Origin of the sequence: Prescottella equi (assembly GCF_002094305.1) — a bacterium.
GTDB lineage: Bacteria > Actinomycetota > Actinomycetes > Mycobacteriales > Mycobacteriaceae > Prescottella > Prescottella equi.
This window is the reverse complement of sequence record NZ_LWTX01000006.1, coordinates 273,114-293,095: the sequence shown is the minus strand read 5'-3', so window position 1 is coordinate 293,095 and position 19,982 is coordinate 273,114. Positions and strand designations below refer to the sequence as shown.

Annotated in this window: 21 protein-coding genes; 13 read left to right on the top strand and 8 right to left on the bottom strand. The window is 69.3% G+C overall.

Features of this window, described 5'->3' with window-relative positions; genetic code table 11:
* From A6I89_RS16830 to A6I89_RS16790, 9 genes are all read left to right on the top strand, one after another.
* On the top strand, positions 1-267 hold the full coding sequence (locus A6I89_RS16830) for a HypC/HybG/HupF family hydrogenase formation chaperone (protein ID WP_005517448.1): 267 nt from the start codon (positions 1-3) through the stop codon (positions 265-267).
* Positions 264-2,642 carry a carbamoyltransferase HypF gene (gene hypF, locus A6I89_RS16825; RefSeq protein WP_022598078.1) on the top strand — a complete coding sequence of 793 codons (2,379 nt, stop codon included), beginning with the start codon at positions 264-266 and terminating at the stop codon, positions 2,640-2,642. Before A6I89_RS16830 ends, hypF begins: the two co-directional genes overlap by 4 nt.
* Positions 2,639-3,382, top strand: coding sequence for a hypothetical protein (locus tag A6I89_RS16820; protein WP_022598077.1), 744 nt, complete (start codon positions 2,639-2,641; stop codon positions 3,380-3,382). Before hypF ends, A6I89_RS16820 begins: the two co-directional genes overlap by 4 nt.
* Entirely contained in the window at positions 3,379-4,080 is a 702-nt protein-coding gene (locus A6I89_RS16815) for a D-sedoheptulose-7-phosphate isomerase (protein WP_005517452.1), read from the top strand. Before A6I89_RS16820 ends, A6I89_RS16815 begins: the two co-directional genes overlap by 4 nt.
* 4 nt (positions 4,081-4,084) lie before the next feature.
* Positions 4,085-5,182 (top strand): hydrogenase expression/formation protein HypE, encoded by a 1,098-nt coding sequence (hypE, locus tag A6I89_RS16810; RefSeq protein WP_005517453.1) that lies wholly within the window; start codon positions 4,085-4,087, stop codon positions 5,180-5,182.
* 18 nt (positions 5,183-5,200) lie between these two features.
* The gene (locus A6I89_RS16805) at positions 5,201-5,473 is read left to right on the top strand and encodes a HypC/HybG/HupF family hydrogenase formation chaperone (protein ID WP_005517454.1); all 273 of its coding nucleotides are present in this window, start codon (positions 5,201-5,203) and stop codon (positions 5,471-5,473) included.
* 28 nt (positions 5,474-5,501) lie between these two features.
* Positions 5,502-6,632: a hydrogenase formation protein HypD gene (hypD, locus tag A6I89_RS16800; RefSeq protein ID WP_005517455.1), complete on the top strand. Its 1,131-nt coding sequence runs from the start codon at positions 5,502-5,504 to the stop codon at positions 6,630-6,632.
* Positions 6,629-7,450 carry a DUF6390 family protein gene (locus A6I89_RS16795; protein WP_022598076.1) on the top strand — a complete coding sequence of 274 codons (822 nt, stop codon included), beginning with the start codon at positions 6,629-6,631 and terminating at the stop codon, positions 7,448-7,450. Before hypD ends, A6I89_RS16795 begins: the two co-directional genes overlap by 4 nt.
* A 452-nt stretch (positions 7,451-7,902) precedes the next feature.
* Positions 7,903-8,307 (top strand): MerR family transcriptional regulator, encoded by a 405-nt coding sequence (locus A6I89_RS16790; protein WP_005517458.1) that lies wholly within the window; start codon positions 7,903-7,905, stop codon positions 8,305-8,307.
* Between the two features lie 22 nt (positions 8,308-8,329).
* Here the strand turns inward: A6I89_RS16790 and A6I89_RS16785 are convergent, their stop codons facing one another.
* The 6 genes from A6I89_RS16785 to A6I89_RS16760 all read right to left on the bottom strand — a co-directional run bounded on the left by A6I89_RS16785 (position 8,330) and on the right by A6I89_RS16760 (position 13,106).
* On the bottom strand, positions 8,330-9,082 hold the full coding sequence (locus tag A6I89_RS16785; RefSeq protein ID WP_005517460.1) for an energy-coupling factor ABC transporter ATP-binding protein: 753 nt from the start codon (positions 9,080-9,082) through the stop codon (positions 8,330-8,332).
* 1 nt (position 9,083) lies between these two features.
* On the bottom strand, positions 9,084-9,842 hold the full coding sequence (gene cbiQ / locus A6I89_RS16780) for a cobalt ECF transporter T component CbiQ (RefSeq protein ID WP_044991425.1): 759 nt from the start codon (positions 9,840-9,842) through the stop codon (positions 9,084-9,086).
* A gap of 1 nt (position 9,843) precedes the next feature.
* Entirely contained in the window at positions 9,844-10,194 is a 351-nt protein-coding gene (locus A6I89_RS16775; RefSeq protein WP_022598071.1) for a PDGLE domain-containing protein, read from the bottom strand.
* The gene (locus A6I89_RS16770) at positions 10,191-10,877 is read right to left on the bottom strand and encodes an energy-coupling factor ABC transporter permease (RefSeq protein ID WP_044991461.1); all 687 of its coding nucleotides are present in this window, start codon (positions 10,875-10,877) and stop codon (positions 10,191-10,193) included. The genes A6I89_RS16775 and A6I89_RS16770 overlap by 4 nt, the downstream gene beginning before the upstream one ends.
* Positions 10,878-11,012: 135 nt before the next feature.
* Positions 11,013-11,288 (bottom strand): hypothetical protein, encoded by a 276-nt coding sequence (locus tag A6I89_RS16765; protein WP_005517466.1) that lies wholly within the window; start codon positions 11,286-11,288, stop codon positions 11,013-11,015.
* 225 nt (positions 11,289-11,513) lie between these two features.
* Positions 11,514-13,106 (bottom strand): ABC-F family ATP-binding cassette domain-containing protein, encoded by a 1,593-nt coding sequence (locus A6I89_RS16760; protein ID WP_022598067.1) that lies wholly within the window; start codon positions 13,104-13,106, stop codon positions 11,514-11,516.
* Between the two features lie 271 nt (positions 13,107-13,377).
* On the opposite strand from A6I89_RS16760, the gene A6I89_RS16755 reads away from it, so the two are divergent.
* Complete coding sequence (locus A6I89_RS16755; RefSeq protein WP_013417270.1) at positions 13,378-13,869, top strand: beta-class carbonic anhydrase; 492 nt, start codon at positions 13,378-13,380, stop codon at positions 13,867-13,869.
* Between the two features lie 7 nt (positions 13,870-13,876).
* Here the strand turns inward: A6I89_RS16755 and A6I89_RS16750 are convergent, their stop codons facing one another.
* Positions 13,877-14,452, bottom strand: coding sequence for a hypothetical protein (locus tag A6I89_RS16750; protein WP_022598065.1), 576 nt, complete (start codon positions 14,450-14,452; stop codon positions 13,877-13,879).
* A gap of 114 nt (positions 14,453-14,566) precedes the next feature.
* Here A6I89_RS16750 and A6I89_RS16745 point away from each other — a divergent pair, with 114 nt between their 5' ends.
* From A6I89_RS16745 to A6I89_RS16735, 3 genes are all read left to right on the top strand, one after another.
* Positions 14,567-16,303, top strand: coding sequence for a penicillin-binding transpeptidase domain-containing protein (locus tag A6I89_RS16745; protein ID WP_022598063.1), 1,737 nt, complete (start codon positions 14,567-14,569; stop codon positions 16,301-16,303).
* Between the two features lie 132 nt (positions 16,304-16,435).
* Positions 16,436-18,118 carry an NTF2-like N-terminal transpeptidase domain-containing protein gene (locus tag A6I89_RS16740; RefSeq protein WP_013417267.1) on the top strand — a complete coding sequence of 561 codons (1,683 nt, stop codon included), beginning with the start codon at positions 16,436-16,438 and terminating at the stop codon, positions 18,116-18,118.
* A 43-nt stretch (positions 18,119-18,161) separates the two neighbouring features.
* On the top strand, positions 18,162-18,773 hold the full coding sequence (locus tag A6I89_RS16735; protein ID WP_005517473.1) for a TetR/AcrR family transcriptional regulator: 612 nt from the start codon (positions 18,162-18,164) through the stop codon (positions 18,771-18,773).
* Between the two features lie 24 nt (positions 18,774-18,797).
* Here A6I89_RS16735 and A6I89_RS16730 read toward each other — a convergent pair whose 3' ends face one another.
* The gene (locus A6I89_RS16730) at positions 18,798-19,856 is read right to left on the bottom strand and encodes a M48 family metallopeptidase (protein ID WP_022598060.1); all 1,059 of its coding nucleotides are present in this window, start codon (positions 19,854-19,856) and stop codon (positions 18,798-18,800) included.
* Positions 19,857-19,982: the final 126 nt, after the last annotated feature.

Here is a 19,982-nt window from a genome sequence, read left to right as displayed (position 1 = left end):
ATGTGTCTGGGAATTCCGGGACGGGTGGTTCGGATGCTCGACGGCTACGGCGGTCAGCTGGCGCTGGTCGACGTCGAGGGCCGCGAACGCAAGGTCAACGTCGGCATGCTCGAGGACACCGTGCTCGAGTCCGGCGACTGGGTGGTGATCCACATGGGTTTCGCGGTGGAACGGGTCGACGCGGACGGGGCGGCGCGGGCGATGGCGGGCCTGGAGATGATGGGCCGCCCCCGTGAACCCCGGATCGACGGGGGCGCGTCGCCGTGACGGCCGTGTCGGACACGCGGGTCGGCCGGGTCGCGGTGGAGCGGCACCGGCTGACCGTGCGCGGGGTGGTGCAGGGCGTGGGCTTCCGGCCGTTCGTGTCGCGCCTGGCCGGTGAACTCGGTCTCACCGGTCACTGCGGCAACGACGAGGTGAGCGTCTTCGTGGAGGTGCAGGGCCCGCCGCGGGTGCTCACGGAGTTCGCGGAGCGGGTGCGACGCGACGCGCCTCCGCTGGCGGTGGTGCTCGACGTGACGGTCGAGCACGTGTCCGAACCGGTCGTGGGTGCGTCCGGCTTCCGGATCGTGCCGAGCGTGCGCACCCCGGGTGCCCGCACCCTGGTGCCGCCCGACGTCGGGATCTGCGTGGATTGCGCCCGGGAGATGGCCGACCCCACGGACCGCCGCTACCGGCATCCGTTCGTCAACTGCACCAACTGCGGGCCCCGCTACACGGTGATCACCGATCTGCCGTACGACCGGCCGTACACCACGATGGCGTCGTTTCCGATGTGCGCGCGATGTGCGCGCGAGTACGAGGATCCCGCCGACCGCCGCTACCACGCACAGCCGATCTGCTGCCCGGACTGCGGTCCCCGCATCTTCGCCGAGCAGGGGGGCGCCCGGATCGACGGCGACGACGACGTCCTCAGGATCGCCCAACAGGCGATCGTGGAGGGCGGCATCGTCGCGGTCAAGGGTATCGGGGGCTTCCACCTGGTGTGCGATGCCACGAATCCCGCTGCCGTGCAGTTGCTGCGCGAGCGGAAGGCGCGCCCGGCGAAGCCCTTCGCCGTCATGGCGGCGGACATCCGGGCTGCGCGCGAGGTCTGCTCGATCGACGACGTCGAGGCGGCCGCGCTGTCCGGCCCCGCCCGGCCGATCGTGTTGCTACGCAGAAGGACCACGGACGTCGTCGCGGCCGCGGTGGCCCCGAGTCTCGACGACGTCGGCATCCTGCTGCCGTACGCGCCGCTGCACCATCTGCTGTTCGCGCCGACGCCCGGGAGCCGGGTGCCGCCGCCGCGACTGCTGGTGATGACATCGGGAAATCGGGGCGGCGAACCGCTGGCGTTCACCAACGACGATGCGCGGCAGCGCCTGTCGGGCATCGCCGACGTGTTCTTGATGCACGACCGGGACATTGCGGTGCCGTGCGAGGATTCGGTGCTCACCGTCGGGGCCGGCGCGGTCCAGCCGATCCGGCGCTCCCGCGGCTACGCGCCGCTGCCGGTTCTGCTGGGCGGGCAGAGCCCGTCGGTGCTCGCGGTGGGGGCCGAGGTGAAGAACACCTTCTGCCTCACCCGGCAGGAGTTCGCCTTCTGCTCCGGGCATCTCGGAGACATGGGAACCCTCGAGAGTCGCCGCGCGTTCGAGACCGCGGTGGCGCAGATGTCGGCGCTGCACGATGTGCGCCCCGAACTGGTGGTGGCGGACGAGCATCCCGGGTACTCGACCCGGAACTGGGCGGAGGACTACAGCGCCCGCACCGGAGTCCCGCTCGCGACCGTGCAACACCACCACGCGCACGTCGCGGCCCTCGCCGCGGAGCATCGGGTGATCGGCACGCCGATGCTGGGAATCGCGTTCGACGGCACCGGCTACGGGTGCGATCGCACCGTCTGGGGTGGCGAGATGCTGCTCGTGGGCGCAGACGTGCACGACGCCACCCGGGCCGGTCACCTGCAAGCGTTCTCGCTGCCGGGCGGCGATGCCGCGGTGCGCAATCCGGCCAGGGTCGCGCTGGCGCTGCTGCGCGAGGTGGGCCTGCTCGACGAGGCCGACGATCTGCCGTGCGTCCGCGCCCTCGCGGCGGACGAACGCGCCCTGGTGACAGCGCAATTGAATTCCGGGCCGGGATGTGTCCGCAGCACCAGCGTCGGGCGCCTGTTCGACGGCGCAGCGTCGATCCTCGGGGTGCGGCACCGCGTCAGCTACGAGGCACAGGCCGCCGTGGAACTGGAGGCGCTCGCGCGCACGGCGGGACACCCCGCCTCGATCGAGATGCGAGTCGCGGACGGCCAGTTGCGGTTGGCCGAACTGCTCGCCGGTCTGGTCTCGGGGGTGCGGGCGGGCATCGCGCCGTCGGCGTTGGCGCTCGGCTTCCATCGGGCACTGGCCTCCGCGACGGTGAGGCTCGCGCTCGACGTCACGGCGGCGTCCGGGGTGGAGACGGTGGGACTGACCGGCGGAGTGTTCCAGAACCGGCTACTGACCGCGCTCGTCCGGGCCGGCCTGCAGGCCGAGGGGCGGCGAGTACTCACCCACCACGTGGTGCCGCCCAACGACGGTGGACTCTCGCTGGGACAGGCCGCGCTCGGTGCGGTGCTGCTCGGTTCCAGGCGCCGAACGGAAGCGATCGACGAGGTGCAGACATGACGACGAGCGATACCACCGTGGAACTGATCGACCGGGCACTGTCCGCCGACCTCTCCTCCGCGGCCCTGGGCCTGGCGCGGCGCTTCCAGCACGGTGCGACCCTCTGGGTGGTCTCGCCGCAGTGGGAACCACACGCGCACCACGTCGCAGTCGAGTTCGTGCACCCGGTGATCATGGGCAAACGGGCGCTGCCGTCGGTCTCGCTCGTCGAACCCGATCCGGTCGCCCAGTGCCGCGTGGCGGCGCGGCCCGGCGATGTGATCCTGGCGGTGGCGTCCGCGGATCAGCCGCAGGTCCGGGACATCGTGCGGCGTGCACCGGCATGGGGCGTCGACACGGTCTGGATCGGCTCGGGACCGCGGCCGGAGGCGGGCGCCGCGACCCATATCCTCTGGGTCGACTCCGACGATCCGATGATCCCGGCGACCGGCCGGTTCGTACTGATGTACCACCTGCTGTGGGAACTCACCCACGTCTGTTTCGAACACCCGGGCCTGCTCGACGAGCCGGCGGAGGAGTGCACCGACGACGTGTGCGTCACGTGCAGCGACGAGGGGCGTCTCGCGGAAGTGGTTCTCGTGCCGGGCGACTCGATCGACGGGGTGCTGGTGCGCACGGCAGCGGGAGAGGAACGTGTCGACACCACACTGATCGCCGACGTCGCGGCGGGCGACCTGTTGCTGATCCACGGCGGGGCCGCCATCACCCGCATCGATCCGAACGAGGAGGGACGGCCGTGACCACACCCGGACCACGCTCGGAGGAGACGGACTTCCTGTACCCCTTCATCGACGCCCACGAGGAGGGCGCCGAGGCGCTGCTCGACGACCTGGCGTCGTCGGCGCGCTCGAAGGCAGCGGAAAGTGCCCGGCTGCAGCACGACTCGATCGCCGAGTGGGGCGGCGAGATCCGCGAGGCCGGTGCCCGGATGGCGGAGCGATTCGCCCAGGGCGGTCGCCTCTACACCTTCGGCAACGGCGGCAGTTCCACCGATGCCGCTACCCTCGCGTCGCTGTTCAGTCGGCCGGCGCGCGGTAGGCCCGTCGCGGCCTGGTCCCTCGCTGCGGACCAGGCGGTGGTGACCGCACTCGGCAACGACGTCGGATTCGACCTCATCTTCTCCCGGCAGATCATCGCCCACGCTCACGACCGCGACATGGCGATCGCGCTGTCGACGTCGGGCAACTCCGACGACCTCATGATCGCGCTGGCCGAGGCGCGACGGCGTGGACTGCTCACAATCGGGTTCGCCGGGCACGACGGGGGCCGGATGGCGGTGAGCGAGGACCTGGACTACTGCTTCACCATCCGCTCCCAGAGCATCCACCGCATCCAGGAGAGCCACGCACTGGTCGGATACCGGCTGTGGGAGGCCGCCCAGGACCACCTGTCGCGGGGAGCCGCGGCGCCCGAAGCGACCACCGGACAGGAGGGCTAGGCCCATGACGACGGACCCGACCACGGCCGCCGACCGCGAGGACCGAGTCCTCGAACGCATCGCATCGTTCCGCAAGCGCCGCCCACGTCTGCTCGAGGACGTGGTCACGCTCGCGCACGGTGCGGGCGGAAAGTCCTCCGCGGCGCTGGTGGACGCAGTGTTCGTGGAGGCGCTGCGCAACCCGCAGCTCGAACAACTCGGTGATGCCGCGGCGTTGAGCCTGCCGTCGGGAGAGCGGATCGCGTTCTCCACCGACTCGTTCGTGGTGCAGCCGTTGCAGTTCCCGGGCGGGTCGATCGGGAACCTCGCGGTGCACGGCACCGTCAACGACCTGTCGGTGGCCGGGGCGCGGCCTTTGTGGTTGTCGGCGGCGTTCGTCATCGAAGAGGGCTTCGAGATCGCGCTGCTGCGCGAGATCGTCGCCGACATAGCCGATTCGGCCGCCCAGGCCGGTGTCCACGTGGTGACCGGTGACACCAAGGTGGTCGGCAAGGGCGCCGCGGACGGCGTCTACATCTGCACCGCCGGGGTAGGGGCGTTGCCGGTGACGACGCGGCTGGGACCCGAATACGTGCAGGCGGGGGACCGGGTCCTGTTGTCCGGCACCATGGGTGAGCACGGGATGGCGGTGATGCTCGCCCGGGGCGAACTCGCGATCGAGGCCGACATCCGATCGGACACGGCACCGATCAACGGTCTGGTGCACGCGCTGCTCGACGCGGCACCGTCGACACGGTGGATGCGCGACGCCACCCGCGGCGGCGTCGGGACGGTGTGCAACGAGCTGGCACAGTCCACCGGTCTCGCGGTGATCCTCGACGAGGCGTCGCTCCCCGTGTTGCCGCAGGTGGCGGGGGCGTGCGATCTGCTCGGTATCGATCCGCTGTACGTCGCGAACGAGGGCAAGTTCGTCGCGATCGTGCCCGAGCGCGAGGCCGAGGCGGGACTGGCGGCGCTCCGCGGATGCCCGGGCGGCCAGGACGCCGCTATCGTCGGCGAGGTGCTCGCCGAACCCGAGGGCATCGTGGCCCTGCGAACCGCGTTCGGCGGCAGCCGGATCGTCGACATGCTCGTCGGCGACCCGCTGCCGCGGATCTGTTGAGCGAGGAAGGAGCCGGCCATGTGTCTGGGCATTCCGGGCCAGGTGGTGCAGATGGTGGACACCGAGCAGAGCCTGGCGAAGGTGGACGTGAACGGGGTCCAACGCACCATCAGCGTGCGTCTGCTCGCCGACGAGGGTCTGGTCGTCGGCGATTGGGTTCTCGTCCACGTGGGCTTCGCGATGGCGAAGATCGACGAGGCCGAGGCCGCGCTGACGCTCGACCAGGTGCAGAAGATGGGCGCCGACTACGTCAACGAGATCGACGCGTTCAACTCGTCGAGCATCAACTGACCGAGCGGGTCACCGAGGAGGTTGCACCATGAAGTTCGTGGACGAATTCCGGGATCCGGCGGCGGCACGGGCGCTGGTCCGGTCCATCACCGAACTCGCCGGCGACGACGAGTTCAAGTTCATGGAGGTGTGCGGCGGGCACACCCACACCATCTACCGGCACGGGATCGAACACCTGCTGCCCCGGTCGGTGGAACTGGTGCACGGACCGGGGTGCCCCGTGTGTGTCATCCCGATGGGGCGCGTGGACGACGCGATGTACCTCGCCGAACAGCCGAACGTCATCTTCACGACGTTCGGCGACATGATGCGCGTGCCCGGTTCCCGAGGAAACCTCATCGAGGCGAAGGCCCGCGGCGCGGACGTGCGGTTCGTCTACTCGCCGCTGGACGCGCTCAAGATCGCCGTCGACAACCCCGACAAGCAGGTCGTGTTCTTTGCCGTCGGGTTCGAGACGACGGCCCCGTCGACGGCGGTGACGCTGGTGCGGGCGCGGCAGACAGGGGTGACCAACTTCAGCATCTTCTGCAACCACGTGACGATCGTCCCGCCCATCAAGGCGATCCTCGAGTCGCCGGATCTGCGGCTGTCGGGCTTCCTCGGCCCGGGCCACGTCTCGACCGTCGTGGGGCTGCGGCCGTACCGCTTCGTCCCGGAGGTGTACGGAAAGCCGATGGTGGTGGCGGGTTTCGAACCACTCGACATCCTCGCGTCCGTGCACATGCTGCTGCAGCAGATCCGTGACGGCCGCTGCGAGGTGGAGAACCAGTACATCCGCGTGGTTCGGCCGGAGGGCAACACGCAGGCCCTGAAGCTGATGAGTGAGACCTTCGCGTTGCGACCGCATTTCGAATGGCGCGGACTGGGCTTCATCTCGCAGAGCGCGCTCAAGATCCATCCCGACTACGCCGAGTTCGACGCCGAGGAGCGTTTCTCGATGCCGGGCGTGCGGGTCGCGGACCCCAAGGCGTGCCAGTGCGGCGAGGTCCTCAAGGGCGTCATCAAGCCGTGGGAGTGCAAGGTGTTCGGCACCGCCTGCACCCCGGAGACCCCGATCGGCACGTGCATGGTGTCGCCGGAGGGGGCGTGCGCGGCGTATTACAACTTCGGGCGCCTGCACCGGGAGACGGCGCTGCTGGTGGGTCGGAGACCCGAGTGACCACCGGGGTCGATGCCGGCCGCGTACTGTTCGCGCGGTACGCGTACGCGCCCAACGCTCTCGGCTACTGCGGACCCGCCGGCGCGGCGACTCTCGAGACGGTGGCGTGCGGGGGAGTCGGCGCGGGGTCGGCAGCGGTGGACGCCGTCGCGCGACAGTTCAGTGGCGCGTGGCCGTACCAGGAGTTGCTGGCCGAACTCGCGGGCATCGATGATCCGCTCGACGGGCGCGTGGTCCGCGGCTATTGGACCGGCAACGAGGTGACGGCGGCCGTCGACCGGGCGCGGTTCGGTCGGGAATTGCTGGCCCGCTTGGGGGCTCGGGCCGGTCACTACTGGAAGTACCTCACCGACGATCTCCTGCCCGAGGCCGCACCGACGCATGCGTTCCACGTATTCGGGGTCTACCCGTGGACGCGCCTGCTCGACACGGGCATGCCGCAGCCGATGCACGTGCTGGATTCGTGTCGCATCCGCAACGGCGTCGTGGTCGCCCTGACCTCGCAGACGGCGACCGTCCGCTCGCGCGGACTGCAGTTCGACGGCCGTCGACTCGCCCTCGGACCGCTCGAGGACCGGCCGGCCCGGCGCAACGTGGGCTCCGGATCCTTCGTCCCGGACCTGCGGATCGGGGACCGGGTGGCGGTGCACTGGGACCTGATCTGCGACCGCCTCGACGCCGACGAGGCGGGAAGTCTCGAGCATTGGACCGATTGGCAACTGCAGCAGACCAATCCCCGCCTGGGGCGCTCCTCGGAGAGGCCTGCCGCCGGTAGGGGGTCTGCGGTCGGGGGCGTCGGCCGCGCGTTCGGGGCGTGACGACCATCACGTGAAATTCTACAGCGGCCGCTGTAGACAATTGACGGTGTCCGTTGTACTGTTTCTCTCGTCGATACAGAAGGATCCAAGAAGGCAGGTAAGAGGACGAAGACCTGCGTGAAGGAAAGAACTGGTGAGTAGGGCGGGACGCGTCGAGAAGGTGTGTTGATGTGTTTCGGAAGTACTCGATGCGTCCCGCCATCTACCGGGCAGCACGATCGCCTCGGTAGTGCAGGGAACAGGTAGTTGCAGGACCTGCGGCGCCGGTGAGTTGGGCGCCGCACCCGGGGCGGTAGCGAGATCACTGCCCCGGAACATCGAAGGAAGATCCCCAAACCGGGAGGTGGTGCACGGTCAGCTGTTACAAGATCGCGTCCCGTCCGCCGAGGCGGGGAACAGGTAAGTAAATCCCCTCGGGCCCCGGCGCCGCACAGGCGCCGGGGCCCCCGTCCGTGCACACGAAAGGCGACACGCACATTCCGCCGAAGTCAGACAGCAACAGCCCCGACGCCGCCGGCCCGGGAGACAAGTTCGACGACGAGGACTTCCCTGCGTACAGCATGGGCCGTGCCGCCGAAATCCTCGGTGTCACGCAGGCGTTTCTCCGCAGCCTCGACACCGCGAAGCTGATCACCCCGTTGCGATCCGGGGGCGGTCACCGCCGCTATTCCCGCTACCAACTCCGCATCGCCGCCCGCGCGCGTGAACTGATCGATCAGGGCACCCCTATCGAGGCCGCCTGCCGCATCATCGTTCTCGAGGACCAGCTCAGCGAAGCCCAGCGGATCAACACCGAACTCCGCCGCGCGCAACAGCACCCGAGTGAGGCGGCCGAGCGCGACAGCACCACCGACTGAACGGCCTGCTGCGTCGCTTCGGTCACCCCTCGGGGGCCGAAGCGGGAACCGAGAAGCCCCACGGCAGTTCCAGGCGGTGCGCCGCCAGCAGTTCGGTGTCCCCGAGAATGCGCTCGATCCGGTCGTCCGCGACAACCCGACCCTCGTCGAGAACCACCGCACGCCGGCACAGTTGGGCGGCGTACGGCAGGTCGTGGGTGACCAGCAACAGCGTCGTGTCGAGCCCTGTGAGCACGTCGGCGAGTTCGCGACGCGCCACCGGGTCGAGATTGCTCGACGGCTCGTCGAGCACCAGTACGTCGGGCCGGCACGCGAGAACCGTTGCGAGCGCGACTCGTCGACGCTGACCGCCGGAGAGATGACCGGCGCTCCGCTGCGCGTGCTCGGCCATGTCGACCTGCGCGAGCGCCTCGGCGACCCGGCGCTCCAGTTCGCCGCCGCGGACCCCGAAGTTGGCGGGGCCGAACGCGACGTCCTCGGCGACCGTCGGCATGAACAGCTGGTCGTCCGGGTCCTGGAACACCACCCCGACCCGGCGCCGGATCTCCCGCAGGTTCTCGCGGGCCACGGCGAGGTCACCGATCTGCACGGTGCCCGACGTCGCCGTCAGCACGGCGTTGAGCTGCAGGATCAGTGTGGTCTTGCCGGCACCGTTCGGTCCCAGGATCGCCACGCGTTCGCCCGCCGCGACCTCGAAGTCGACGCCGTCGAGCGCTCGGCGCCCATCCGGATACTCGAAGACGAGACTGTCGGTTCGGATTGCTGGAACTGGCATCTCACACCGTCCAGGCCATGACGGCGACTGCGACGGCGCACACGGCCGGCGCAAGCGCGAGGCACCAGTCGCGACCCCGGGCCGGCGGCGCGTACAGCGGGACGGTGCCGGTGAACCCGCGGGAGAGCATCGCGAGGTGAACGCGCTCGCCCCGCTCGTACGAGCGGAGGAACACCCCGCCGACGCCGCGCGCGGTGGCCCCCACCTGGTGCAGGGTCCGGGGGTCGTCACCTCGGGAGACGCGTGCGATGCGCATCCGTTCGATTTCGCCGGCAAGCAGATTCACGTACCGGAGCATCAGCGTCGCGACGGTGACGACGATGCCCGGCAGACGCAGCCGCGACAGCCCGGCCGGCAGCGATCGCACCGGCGTGGTCGCCGCGAGCGTGAGCGAGACCAGCACGCCCAGGGTGCCCTTTGCGAGGATGTTCCACGCCGCCAGCAGGCCGGGCTCGGACAGCGACAGGCCGAGGACGGTCACGCGATCGCCGTCCTCCGCGAACGGCAGCAGCACCGCGAGGACGACGAACGGGAGTTCGATGAGCATGCGGGGCGCCAACCAGCGCAGCGTGATCCCCGCGATCTGCCACACCGGCACCAGGATCGCCAGGTACAGGGCGAACGCCCAGAACGCGTCGCGAGGGGTGGCCACCACGGCGAACACGCCGACGAGGGCGGCGAGGATCTTCACCTCGGGAGGTAATCGGTGGACCGGCGACGACCCTTCGAGGTACATCGGATGGGTGTGGGAACCCGACACGTCAGGGTTCCCGGCGGCGGTGCGCGAGAGTTCGGAACAACACGCCGGCCACCACGAACACCGCGACGACCCCCAGTACCCCGGCGACCCCGGTCAGCGCGGAGTCACCTCGGACCGAATAGTCGGCCAGCGGCGACGACGACAGATGATGATCGGTCGCGCCCTGAGCGATGCAGTCGCCCACCAACTGCTCGCCGCCGTCGACCTGCACCACGTCGCAGCCACGCTGGGTGGTCGAGTCCAGACCGTCCGGGCTGGAACTGGCGAGATACGACAGGACTCCGGCGATCAACAGCGCGGCGATCGCGAAGCCGACCAGGAAGCGGGACCGGGTGCGGATGGAGGTCGTCATGTCGACATCGCTCCCTTCGCGTGCGCGACGCCGGGTCGGGCGCGCAACAGGTACACCAGGTCGGGGCGCGCCCGCGCGACCGCGACCACCGTGAATGCGGTGATGATGCCCTCGCCGATCCCGATCAGCGCGTGGGTACCGAACATGTACGCGGCGACGGCGTGCAGCGAAGTCACCGCGTCGCCCCCGACCGCGTACTCCACCACGAACATCGACGCCGCGAGAACCGTTGCACACCAAGCGGAGACGAACGCCAGAATGCCGATTCCGGCATCGCCGTGTCGCGCGAGCAGCGGGCGCAACGCGACGGCCACCGCATATCCGACGGCGGTGCCGACCAGTGCCATGTTGGTGATGTTGGCACCGAGGGCGGTGAGTCCACCGTCGGCGAACAGGAGGGCCTGCACGGTGAGGACGATCGCGATGCACAGAGCGCCGGTGTACGGACCGACCAGGATCGCGGCGAGCCCGCCGCCGAGCAGATGACCGCTCACACCGGGCAGGATCGGGAAGTTGATCATCTGGACGGCGAAGATGAAGGCCGCGACCAGTCCGGCCATCGGCGCGGTGCGTTCGGTGAGTTCGGTGCGCGCCCGCCAGATCGCGACGCCGACACCGACGATCGCGACGGCCCAGAACATCGCCGACGTCGGGGCGTCGATGATGCCGTCGCTCATGTGCATCGCGACGATCTGACTCTGCCCATCGGCGTATTCGACAGCCACACTGCCCTCCTGAGGGCGAGGGGATCGGTGGTAGCGAGTTTATCGAGTCATGTGAACACCTGAACAGGCTTTCCGGAATAGTCCGGTTCGCTGTCAGCGCGGCCGCAACAGCAAGAACGCGAGGGTGATCGGCACGACGGTCAGGAGCAGGATGCGGAAGGCCTCACCCGCTCGCACGCCGATGGCCGCGGCGAGAATCGACGGGCCGACCACGGCCAGCACGGAGCCGAGCACCAGCAGGATCCGCCGGACGCGTATCCGCTTCGCACGCGTTTCCGTGGTGACGGAACGAGCCTCCCACTGCGCGCGGATGTGATCCGTCGTGTCGATCCTCGCGCGGTCGGGCGGGGTCGTTTCGATGGCGTTCACGGCATCTACCTCTCAGCTCGTCTACCCCAGGCTACGGCGATTTCCGGCGCGCTTGAGCGAGGCCGTTCGAGAGTCGGAAACCGAAGCAGCGCAAGCGGTTCGTTTGATGCCCCTGTGGCGGGTGTGGTGACGATCCGGGACGTTCGTCGCTAGTGCCGTCGATGCCTGCCGTGCTAGCCGCCGGGACGGACCGCCTCATTTGTGGCGGATGTCATACCGGCGGCGTCAGGCGTCGACGAACCCGTCCTCGGTCAGTTCCAGGCACCGCGTGATGCCGATGTCGGCCAGGAACTGCCGGTCGTGGCTGACGACGATCAGTGCGCCGCGGTACTCGTTCAACGCCTGCGCGAGGTGGGTCAGCGAGGGTAGGTCGAGGTTGTTGGTCGGCTCGTCGAGCAGCAGCAGGCGCGGCGGTGGCTCCGCAGTCAGCAGTAGTGCGAGCGCGGCGCGCAGTCGCTCGCCGCCGGACAGCGTCGAGACGGGCGCGTCGGCCTCGGACCCGCGGAACAGGAACCGGGCCAGACTGCCCCGGATCCGTTCGGGGGTCGCGTGCGGCGCCGCGGCCGCGACGTTCGCCGCAACCGACATCTGCTCGTCGAAGATGTCCAGGCGCTGGGGTAGAAATCCGAACGGCACCTTCGCGCCGGCCCGCACGATCTCCTGCAACGCTGTCGTCTTGCCGATGCCGTTGCGGCCGGTGAGCGCTATCCGCTCGGGTCCGGTCACCGTCAGGTCGAGACTCTGCCCGCTGCGCAGGCGGACGCCTTCGAGCTCGATCACCTGCTGTCCCGGGTGTACCGCGGTGTCCGGGAGGTCGATACGGATCTCCCTGTCGTCGCGCACCCGGTCCTGCGCCTCGGTGAGCGCCTTCTTCGCGTCGTCGACCTTCTCGATGTGGTTGCCGCGCAGCTTGCCCGCCGATTCCTGGGCGGCCCGCTTGCGCATGCCCATGATGATCTTGGGCTCGCGCTTGTTCTCGAACATCTTCTTGCCGTAGCGCGCGCGACGATCCAGCTTGATCTGCGCCTCGATCAGTTCGCGGCCCTGCTTGCGGACATCGCTGCGCGCGTCGCGCACGGCGGCGAGCGCGGCCTGCTGCTCCGCCTCGATCGCCTGTTGGTAGTCGCCGAAGTTGCCGCCGAACAGCCGGATTCGCCCGTCGCGGAGTTCGGCGATCGTGTCGACCGAAGCGAGCAGATCGCGGTCGTGGCTCACGAGCAGGACGGTGCCGGGGAACTGTCGGACCGCGGCGTCGAGCAGGCTGCGGCTGGCGCCGTCGAGGTTGTTGGTCGGTTCGTCGAGCAGCAGGACGTCCGGCTCACCCAGCAGTTGTGCGGTGAGCCCGAGCAGTGTGGTCTCGCCACCGGACAATTCGCCGACCGTCCGATCCAGATCGGTGACGTCGGCGACGATGCGTCGTAGGCCCAGCCGGTGCAGGATCGACACCGCGCGCTCCTCGATGTCCCACGCCGCACCGACGGTGTCGAAGTCGTCGTCGGTGCCGGCCCCGGACTCGATGCGCGCCAGCGCACGTCGGATGTCGGAGATGCCGAGGATCGCGTCGACCCGTACGCCCGGATCGAGCGTCAGGTCCTGTGGAAGGTAGCCGACGGTGCCGTGGGCGGTGACCGAGCCTCGCGCCGGCTGCAGGCGGCCCGCGATCAGCTTCAGCAGGGTGGACTTGCCGCAGCCGTTGAGCCCGACGAGCCCGGTGCGTCCCGACCCGAAGACGGCGTCGAGGCCGTCGAGGGCGGGGGAACCGTCGGGCCAGGCGAAAGTGAGATCGGACAGGGTGACGGACGCGGACGGATGTGCCATGAGAACTCCGAGAGGTGTGCGGACGAGGCGCAGACGGATGCCTCGGCACACGTCGCGCAGGGCGCGGGATCACCTCTACAGGAGCAAGGGCCTGTCCTATCGATCGGAGACACGAACGTCGACCACGGTATGACCGGTTCAACCGGCATGCAACCGGTTTATTCCGCTCGGGAAGAGTCGAACGCTTCCGCCCGCCCGCGCCCGCGACGATCATGGAAGGTGTGCGTGGGTGTTCCACCCCCGCCCCACCTCAGGAAACCGGGAGACGCCGATGACGGTCACCGACGATTACCTCGAGAACAACAAGCGCTACGCCGAGTCGTTCACCGGCCCGCTGCCGCTGCCCCCGAGCAAGCACGTCGCGGTGCTCGCGTGCATGGATGCGCGACTGGACGTGTACCGGATCCTCGGACTCGGCGCCGGCGAGGCGCACGTGATCCGCAACGCGGGCGGCGTCGTGACGGACGACGAGATCCGTTCGCTCGCCATCAGCCAGCGTCTGCTCGGTACCCGGGAGATCATCCTCATCCACCACACCGACTGCGGCATGCTCACTTTCACCGACGACGCCTTCAAGCGGGACATCCAGGACGAGACCGGCATCAAGCCGAACTGGTCCGCCGAGGCGTTCCCCGACATCGACGAGGACGTCCGCCAGTCGCTGCGCCGAATCCAGGCCAGCCCGTTCGTGACCCTCACGGAGTCTTTGCGCGGCTTCGTGTTCGACGTCGCCACGGGTCGTCTGAACGAGGTCGTGCTCTGACGGAGTGTCAGATCTGCGGGCCGGTCGATCTGAGGTCGTCGACCTTGCGCATCGCCTCCCGTAGTTCCGCGAGCCACTCCTCGGCGTGCTGTCCGGCGAGCTTGACCGTCCACGCCAGGGCATCGGCCCGGGACCGGGCGACGCCGGCGTCCACGAGCGTGTCCAGCACCTTGCGTTCGGGCTGACGCAGGCGCGTCATCACCGGAACGGCCAAATGCGTGAACAGGATTCGTCGATCGCCGATCGTCACACCCCACGCAACCTTGCGTCCGTACCGGGCCTGAGCCTCGTCCGCGATCTGCATCCGCGCGGGGCGGGTCGATTCCCGGAAGCGGGCGACCCGGCCCTCCTCCGCGGCCGCGGAGTTCTCGGTGTCGTCGCCGGGAAGTTCGCCGAACACGACGATCTCCTCACGGTCGACCTCCACGGTCGCGGGACCGGTGAACCAGTCGTCGGGCAGGCGTCCCGCAAACCACTCCGAGGCGTCCGAGGCGTCCGGCGCGTCGGCCTGTTGCCAGCCGCCGGGTCTTCCGAACCTGTGGCCACCGGTTCCGAACCCGCCGTGGCCGTGCGTGCTTCCCATGATCGTCCTCCTCGGGTCGATGGGGTAATACCTACCGCACTGATTACATGATTACTCCGATGCTCCGGCGGCGCCACCGTCCGCGGAGTCTGTTTCTCGGGCATCATCGGGTCCATGTCTGTCTCGCGTCCCGGCCCCCGCACCACCGCGACCGTCCTGGCCGTGGCTTCCGCACTCGTCCTGTCCGGCTGCGGGGGCGGCGACCCCTCACCCGAACAGCGGTTCGCCGACGCGCTCGCGAGCGGCGACGTCCAGGCGGCTGCAGATCTGACGAGCGACCCGGCGGCGGCGTCGACGGCCATCACCGCGATGCTCGACGGTCTGAACGCGCAGGGGCGGTCGTTCTCCGTGTCCGAGAACGGTGACACGTTCACCCTGGCCGCGGACTGGAGTTTCGGCGACGGCAAGCAGTGGCAGTACTCCACCGATGGCCGCGTGGACGGCGACGTGATCGCGTGGGATCCCGCGGTGCTCGCGCCCGGACTCGCCGCCGGCTCCACGGTCCGGTTCACCCCCACGTCGGGGACGCCCGCCGAGGTGCGCGCGAGTGACGGGCAGCCGATCATGACGCAGCAGGTGGTGACACTCGTCGACGTGCAAGCGCCCGCGGACACCGCCGCCCTGGCCCGACTGCTGAATCCGATCGTCCCCACCATCACCGCCGAGTCACTCGGCGCGGACCTGGGAAAGTCCGACGGCAAGCCGATCACCGCGGTCGCGCTGCGTGAACAGGACGTCGAGCCCGTTCGGGACCAGCTCGCGGCCGTTCCCGGGGTGGAGCTCGTGCAGCAGACCCGGCTGCTCACGGTGGACCGGGCGTTGTCGTCGCCGGTACTCGCCGACCTGACCACCGTGTGGCAGGAGCAGCAGGACGAGTCCGCCGGGTGGGCCGTGCAGCTGGTGAACGCAGACGGGACGGCGCGTCGTCTGGCCGGGCAGGACGCGGCCCCGGTCCCGGACATCGACACCACACTGGACCTGCGGTTGCAGACCAGGGCGGAGGATGCGCTCGCGAGTGTTCCGCAGCCGGCGGCGATCGTCGCACTGCGGCCGTCCACGGGTGCGGTGCTGGCCGTCGCGCAGAACGCGCCCGCCGACGCCCAGGGCGCGATCGCGCTGACGGGCCTCTACCCGCCGGGGTCGACGTTCAAGACCGTCACGACGTCGGCGGCACTGCAGGCCGGGAAGGTCACCCCGGACACCGTCCTGCCGTGCCCCGGCACCGAGAACATCGAGGGCCGGCAGATCCCGAACGACGACAATTTCGATCTCGGGTCGGTGCCGCTGCACTCGGCGTTCGCGCACTCGTGCAACACCACGATGGGGCGCCTGGCGGTGTCGTTGCCGCCGGATGCGCTGCAACAGGCCGCGTTGCAGTTCGGTCTCGGCGTCGACTACGTGACCCCGGGGCTGACGACGGTCACCGGGACGGTGCCGACCGCGCAGACGCCCGCCGAAAGGGTCGAGTCCGCGATCGGGCAGGGCGCGGTGACGGCATCACCGTTCGGGATGGCCCTGGTCGCGGCGTCCATCGCGAACGGGACGACGCCGGCCCCGACGATGATCGTCGGGAAGCCGGGCGTCGCCGGCCGCAGCGTCACCCCGACGCCCGCGGACGTCGACGCGGCTCTGCGGTCGATGATGCGCGAGACGGTAACGGACGGGACCGCCAGGACGCTCGCCGATCTGCCGAACCTCGAGGGCAAGACCGGCACTGCGGAGTACGGTGAGGGCACACGCCCACATGGTTGGTTCGTGGGCATGGATGGAGACCTCGCTTTCGCGGTTTTCGTTGCGCGAGCGGATAGTTCGGGTCCCGCGCTGGAAGCTGCCGGGCGGTTCCTCCGGTAGTCCCGCGGCGCACCCGGACACGGTGCGGTGGTAACGGGAGGGTATCGGCCGAGCGCCACAGTGGCGCAATCGTGACCCCTTCGTGCGCGATCCGTGCTTGTTACTGATGTGACAATCGGGAGGATTGTGACCATGGGTTTCCGAGCCTCGCCCCGCGTCCGGCGTAGCTGTGCGATTGCCGTGCCGCTCGGCCTCGTGGCCGTCCTGGCCGTCACGCTCGTGTCCTGCGTGGGAGACAAGTCCGACGCGAGCGCGCAGTCGGTCGTCACCGGGTTCGTCGACGCCCTCAACGACCGTGACGCCGAGGCTGCCGCCGAGCTGACGTCGTACCCGAACGCTGCCGAGGAATCGATCCAGCAGATGTTCGACGGTCTCGACGCCAAGGAATCCACGTGGACCCTGGCCCAGTTCATGGAACTCAACGGCGATTCCGGTTTCTTCACCGTGGACGCGGCGTGGAACTTCGGCGAGGGCAAGGACTGGAGCTACTTCGTCGACGGAGGCGTCAAGAAGCTGGCCGTGGGGTGGCGCATCTCGTGGGATCCCACGCTGCTCGCGCCGGCCCTCGGCCACGGCCGAACCGTGCGCTACGACCGCACCGACGCCGCGCCGCCGAAGGTGCTCGACGGCGCCGGTAACCCCCTGATGGCGGAACAGACGATCAACGCGGTCACGTTGGATCCGGCGTCGATATCCGACCCGGTGGCCACGACCGATCGGCTCGCGAAGGCTCTCGAGCCCGTTGCCCCACTCGTTACCGGCGAGTCGATGCGACAGGATCTCGCCGCCAAGCCCGGGCAGCGAGTCGTTGCAGTGTTGTTGCGTGACCAGGACTTCCAGTACCTGGAAAAGGACCTCACCGGGATCCCCGGGGTGATCGTCGACAAGCAGCCCAAGCTGATCACGACGGACCGGCGCATCGTGACGCCGCTGCTCGACCCGCTGCGCAAGGTGTGGCAGGCGAACCGGGACGCCACGGCCGGGTGGGCCGTCAACGTCGTCGATCCCGACGGCACCGTGCAGCAGCAGGTGGGCTACCAGGGCCCGCCCGGCCCCGACATCAAGGCCACCCTCGACTCGCAGCTGCAGCTGGCCGCCGAGAACGCGGTGGTGAGCGTCGGCACCCCCTCGGTGATCGTCGCGATCCGGCCGTCCACCGGTGCCGTTGTCGCTGCAGCACAGAACAATCAAGCGATCGAGCAGGGGCCCATCGCGTTCACCGGCCTCTATCCCGCGGGCAACTCGCTGGACCTCGTCCGCACCGCGGCCGCCGCCCAGGCCGGCGTCGCACCCGAGGACGTGAGCGACGACGACCTCGAGAAGGCGGGCCGGCAACTCGGCGTCGGCCTCGACTACGAGATGCCCGGTCTCGATCCCGAGACCGCCGTCCTGACCGCGTCGCAGTCCAATGTCGACCAGGTGATGAAGTCGAAGAACGGATCCGAGCAGAAGGTGAGCCCGTTCGGCCTCGCGATGATGGCCGCGTCGGTCGCGCGCGGCAGCGCCCCGCTGCCGATGATCGTCGAAGGGCAACAGGCCACCGCGAAGAACACCGAGAACGCGCTGCCGGCAGCCGTCACCGACCAGCTGCGTAACACGATGCGCGACAACGTCCAGAAGGGATCCGCCTCCTTCCTGAAGGGGCATCCCGACCTGATGGGTGTCGCGTCCGGGAACGACACCGACCGCTGGTTCTTCGGATCGCGTGGTGACCTCGCTTTCGCAGTCTTCGTCGCCGACGCCGACGGCGGCGACCGCGCCGTCAAGATGACCGATCTGCTGATGCGGGAAATGGCCAAGCCGCCGGCGCAGTGACGCTGCGGCAGGGGAGCAGAACTGTCTGGCTTACGGTGGGGGAATGACAACCGACCAGATACCCGGCTCGTGGCGGCACTACGACGACGCCGCGTTGCCGGGGCCGCTCGCGGCGGCCCTCGACCTGTTCGCGGAGCGGGGCTACGAAGGTACATCGATCCGCGAGATCGCCTCGCGTGCAGGACTGTCGGTGCCCGGTCTCTACCACCACTATCCGTCGAAGCATGCGCTGCTGGTAGCGCTGACGCAGGGGAGCATGGTCGACCTGCTCGGCCGCAGCCGGCAGGCGCTCGCGGAAGCGGGGTCGTCGCCGCGTGAGCAGTTCGACGCCGTCGTCGAATCGCTGCTGCGGTTCCACATGTTCCGGCGCGAGCAGGCGTTCGTCGCGTCCACCGAGATGCGCAGCATGGAGCCGGGGGCTCGGGACGCCTTCGTCGGCATGCGCGACGAGCAGCAGCGGATGCTCGACGAGATCGTGCGGGACGGCGTGCGGTCGGGTGACTTCTCCACGCCCTACCCGGAGGACGCCAGCCGGGCGGTGACCACGATGTGCGTCGCCGTCGCGAGTTGGTACCGGCCCGACGGCCCGCTCACCCCCGAGGTGCTGGTGGATCGGTACCTGGTGATCGCTCGGGGCGCCGCCGGCGCGGTGTGACGCACGCCGGCGGTCGCGCCCGCGTCAGTCGCCCGAGTGCCTGCGCCAGTGGGAGAAGCGCTCCTTGATGTCCGCGGCGACCTCGCCGACACCGTGGCCTACCGCGCCGACGGCATCGCCCAAGCCGCTGCCGACGTCACGCAGCACCCGGATCAGCGGATCGTCCGACTGGTCGAAGTTCTGCTTGTAAGTCCGGGCGGCATTGCGGAACTCGTCGCCGATCCGTGCGTCGTCGTCGGCCGACCGGTGCGGATACTCGCCCCGGAGGATCTGCGCGTACTCGCCGTCGTCCACCCATCGCTTCAACTCGGCTGCGCGGAGCACCGAGAACGGGTGGGAGAGCAGCTCGATATTGAGGAGTTTGAGAACACCGTCGCGCAGATCGCCGCTCGCGTCGTACTCCGCGGCCTGCGCCAGGAACGCGTCCGGGTCGATCTCGCTGACCCGCGGTCCGCCGGCCAGTTTCATCTGGACCCGCAGCGCGGTATGGACGTCCTGGCTGCACAGCAGGCCCGCTCGATCCCCCGAGAGCTCCGATTTGCGCTGCCACTCCATCAGTCCCGCGATGATCGCGCGCAGGGCCCAGCCGCCGATGGGCACCCAGCCGATGGTTCCGGCGAGGCGCATGAGGTGCAACAGGATGGTGCGGTACACCGCGTGTCCCGACAGCGCGTGGCCCAGTTCGTGGCCGATGACGAAGCGCTGCTCCTCGTAGTTCATCACATCGAGCAGGCCGGTGGTGACCACGATGAACGGCTTGTCCATGCCGATCGTGAACGAGTTCACGGCGGGGGACTGGAAGACGAAGAGCTCCGGTGTCTCGTCGGCGCCCAGGATCTCGACGCAGTCCCGCCGCAGGTCGTCGAGGTCGGGGAACTGACGTTCGTCGACACGGATGGACGTGGCGAGGTACATGAGGCGGTGCTGACGTTCGCGCAGCAGACCCGACAGGGTCCGCAGGATCGTGTCGAAGCCTTTCAGGGTGCGCAGTGTGACGAGCGCTGCCCGGTCTGCCGGGTGTTCCCAGGCCCGCGAGCTGATGCCGGGAAACTCGATTCTCGTGCGATCCGGACTTGTGGTCATCGTCCCTCCCTAGTCGATGGCTCCGACCAGGGTAGCGATCGGTTGGTTTGTCCGCTTCCGTTGCGCGGGGATTGACCCCGCGGGCACCGTCGTGCCACTGTGGCCTACCGAGCGATCGATCGGTCG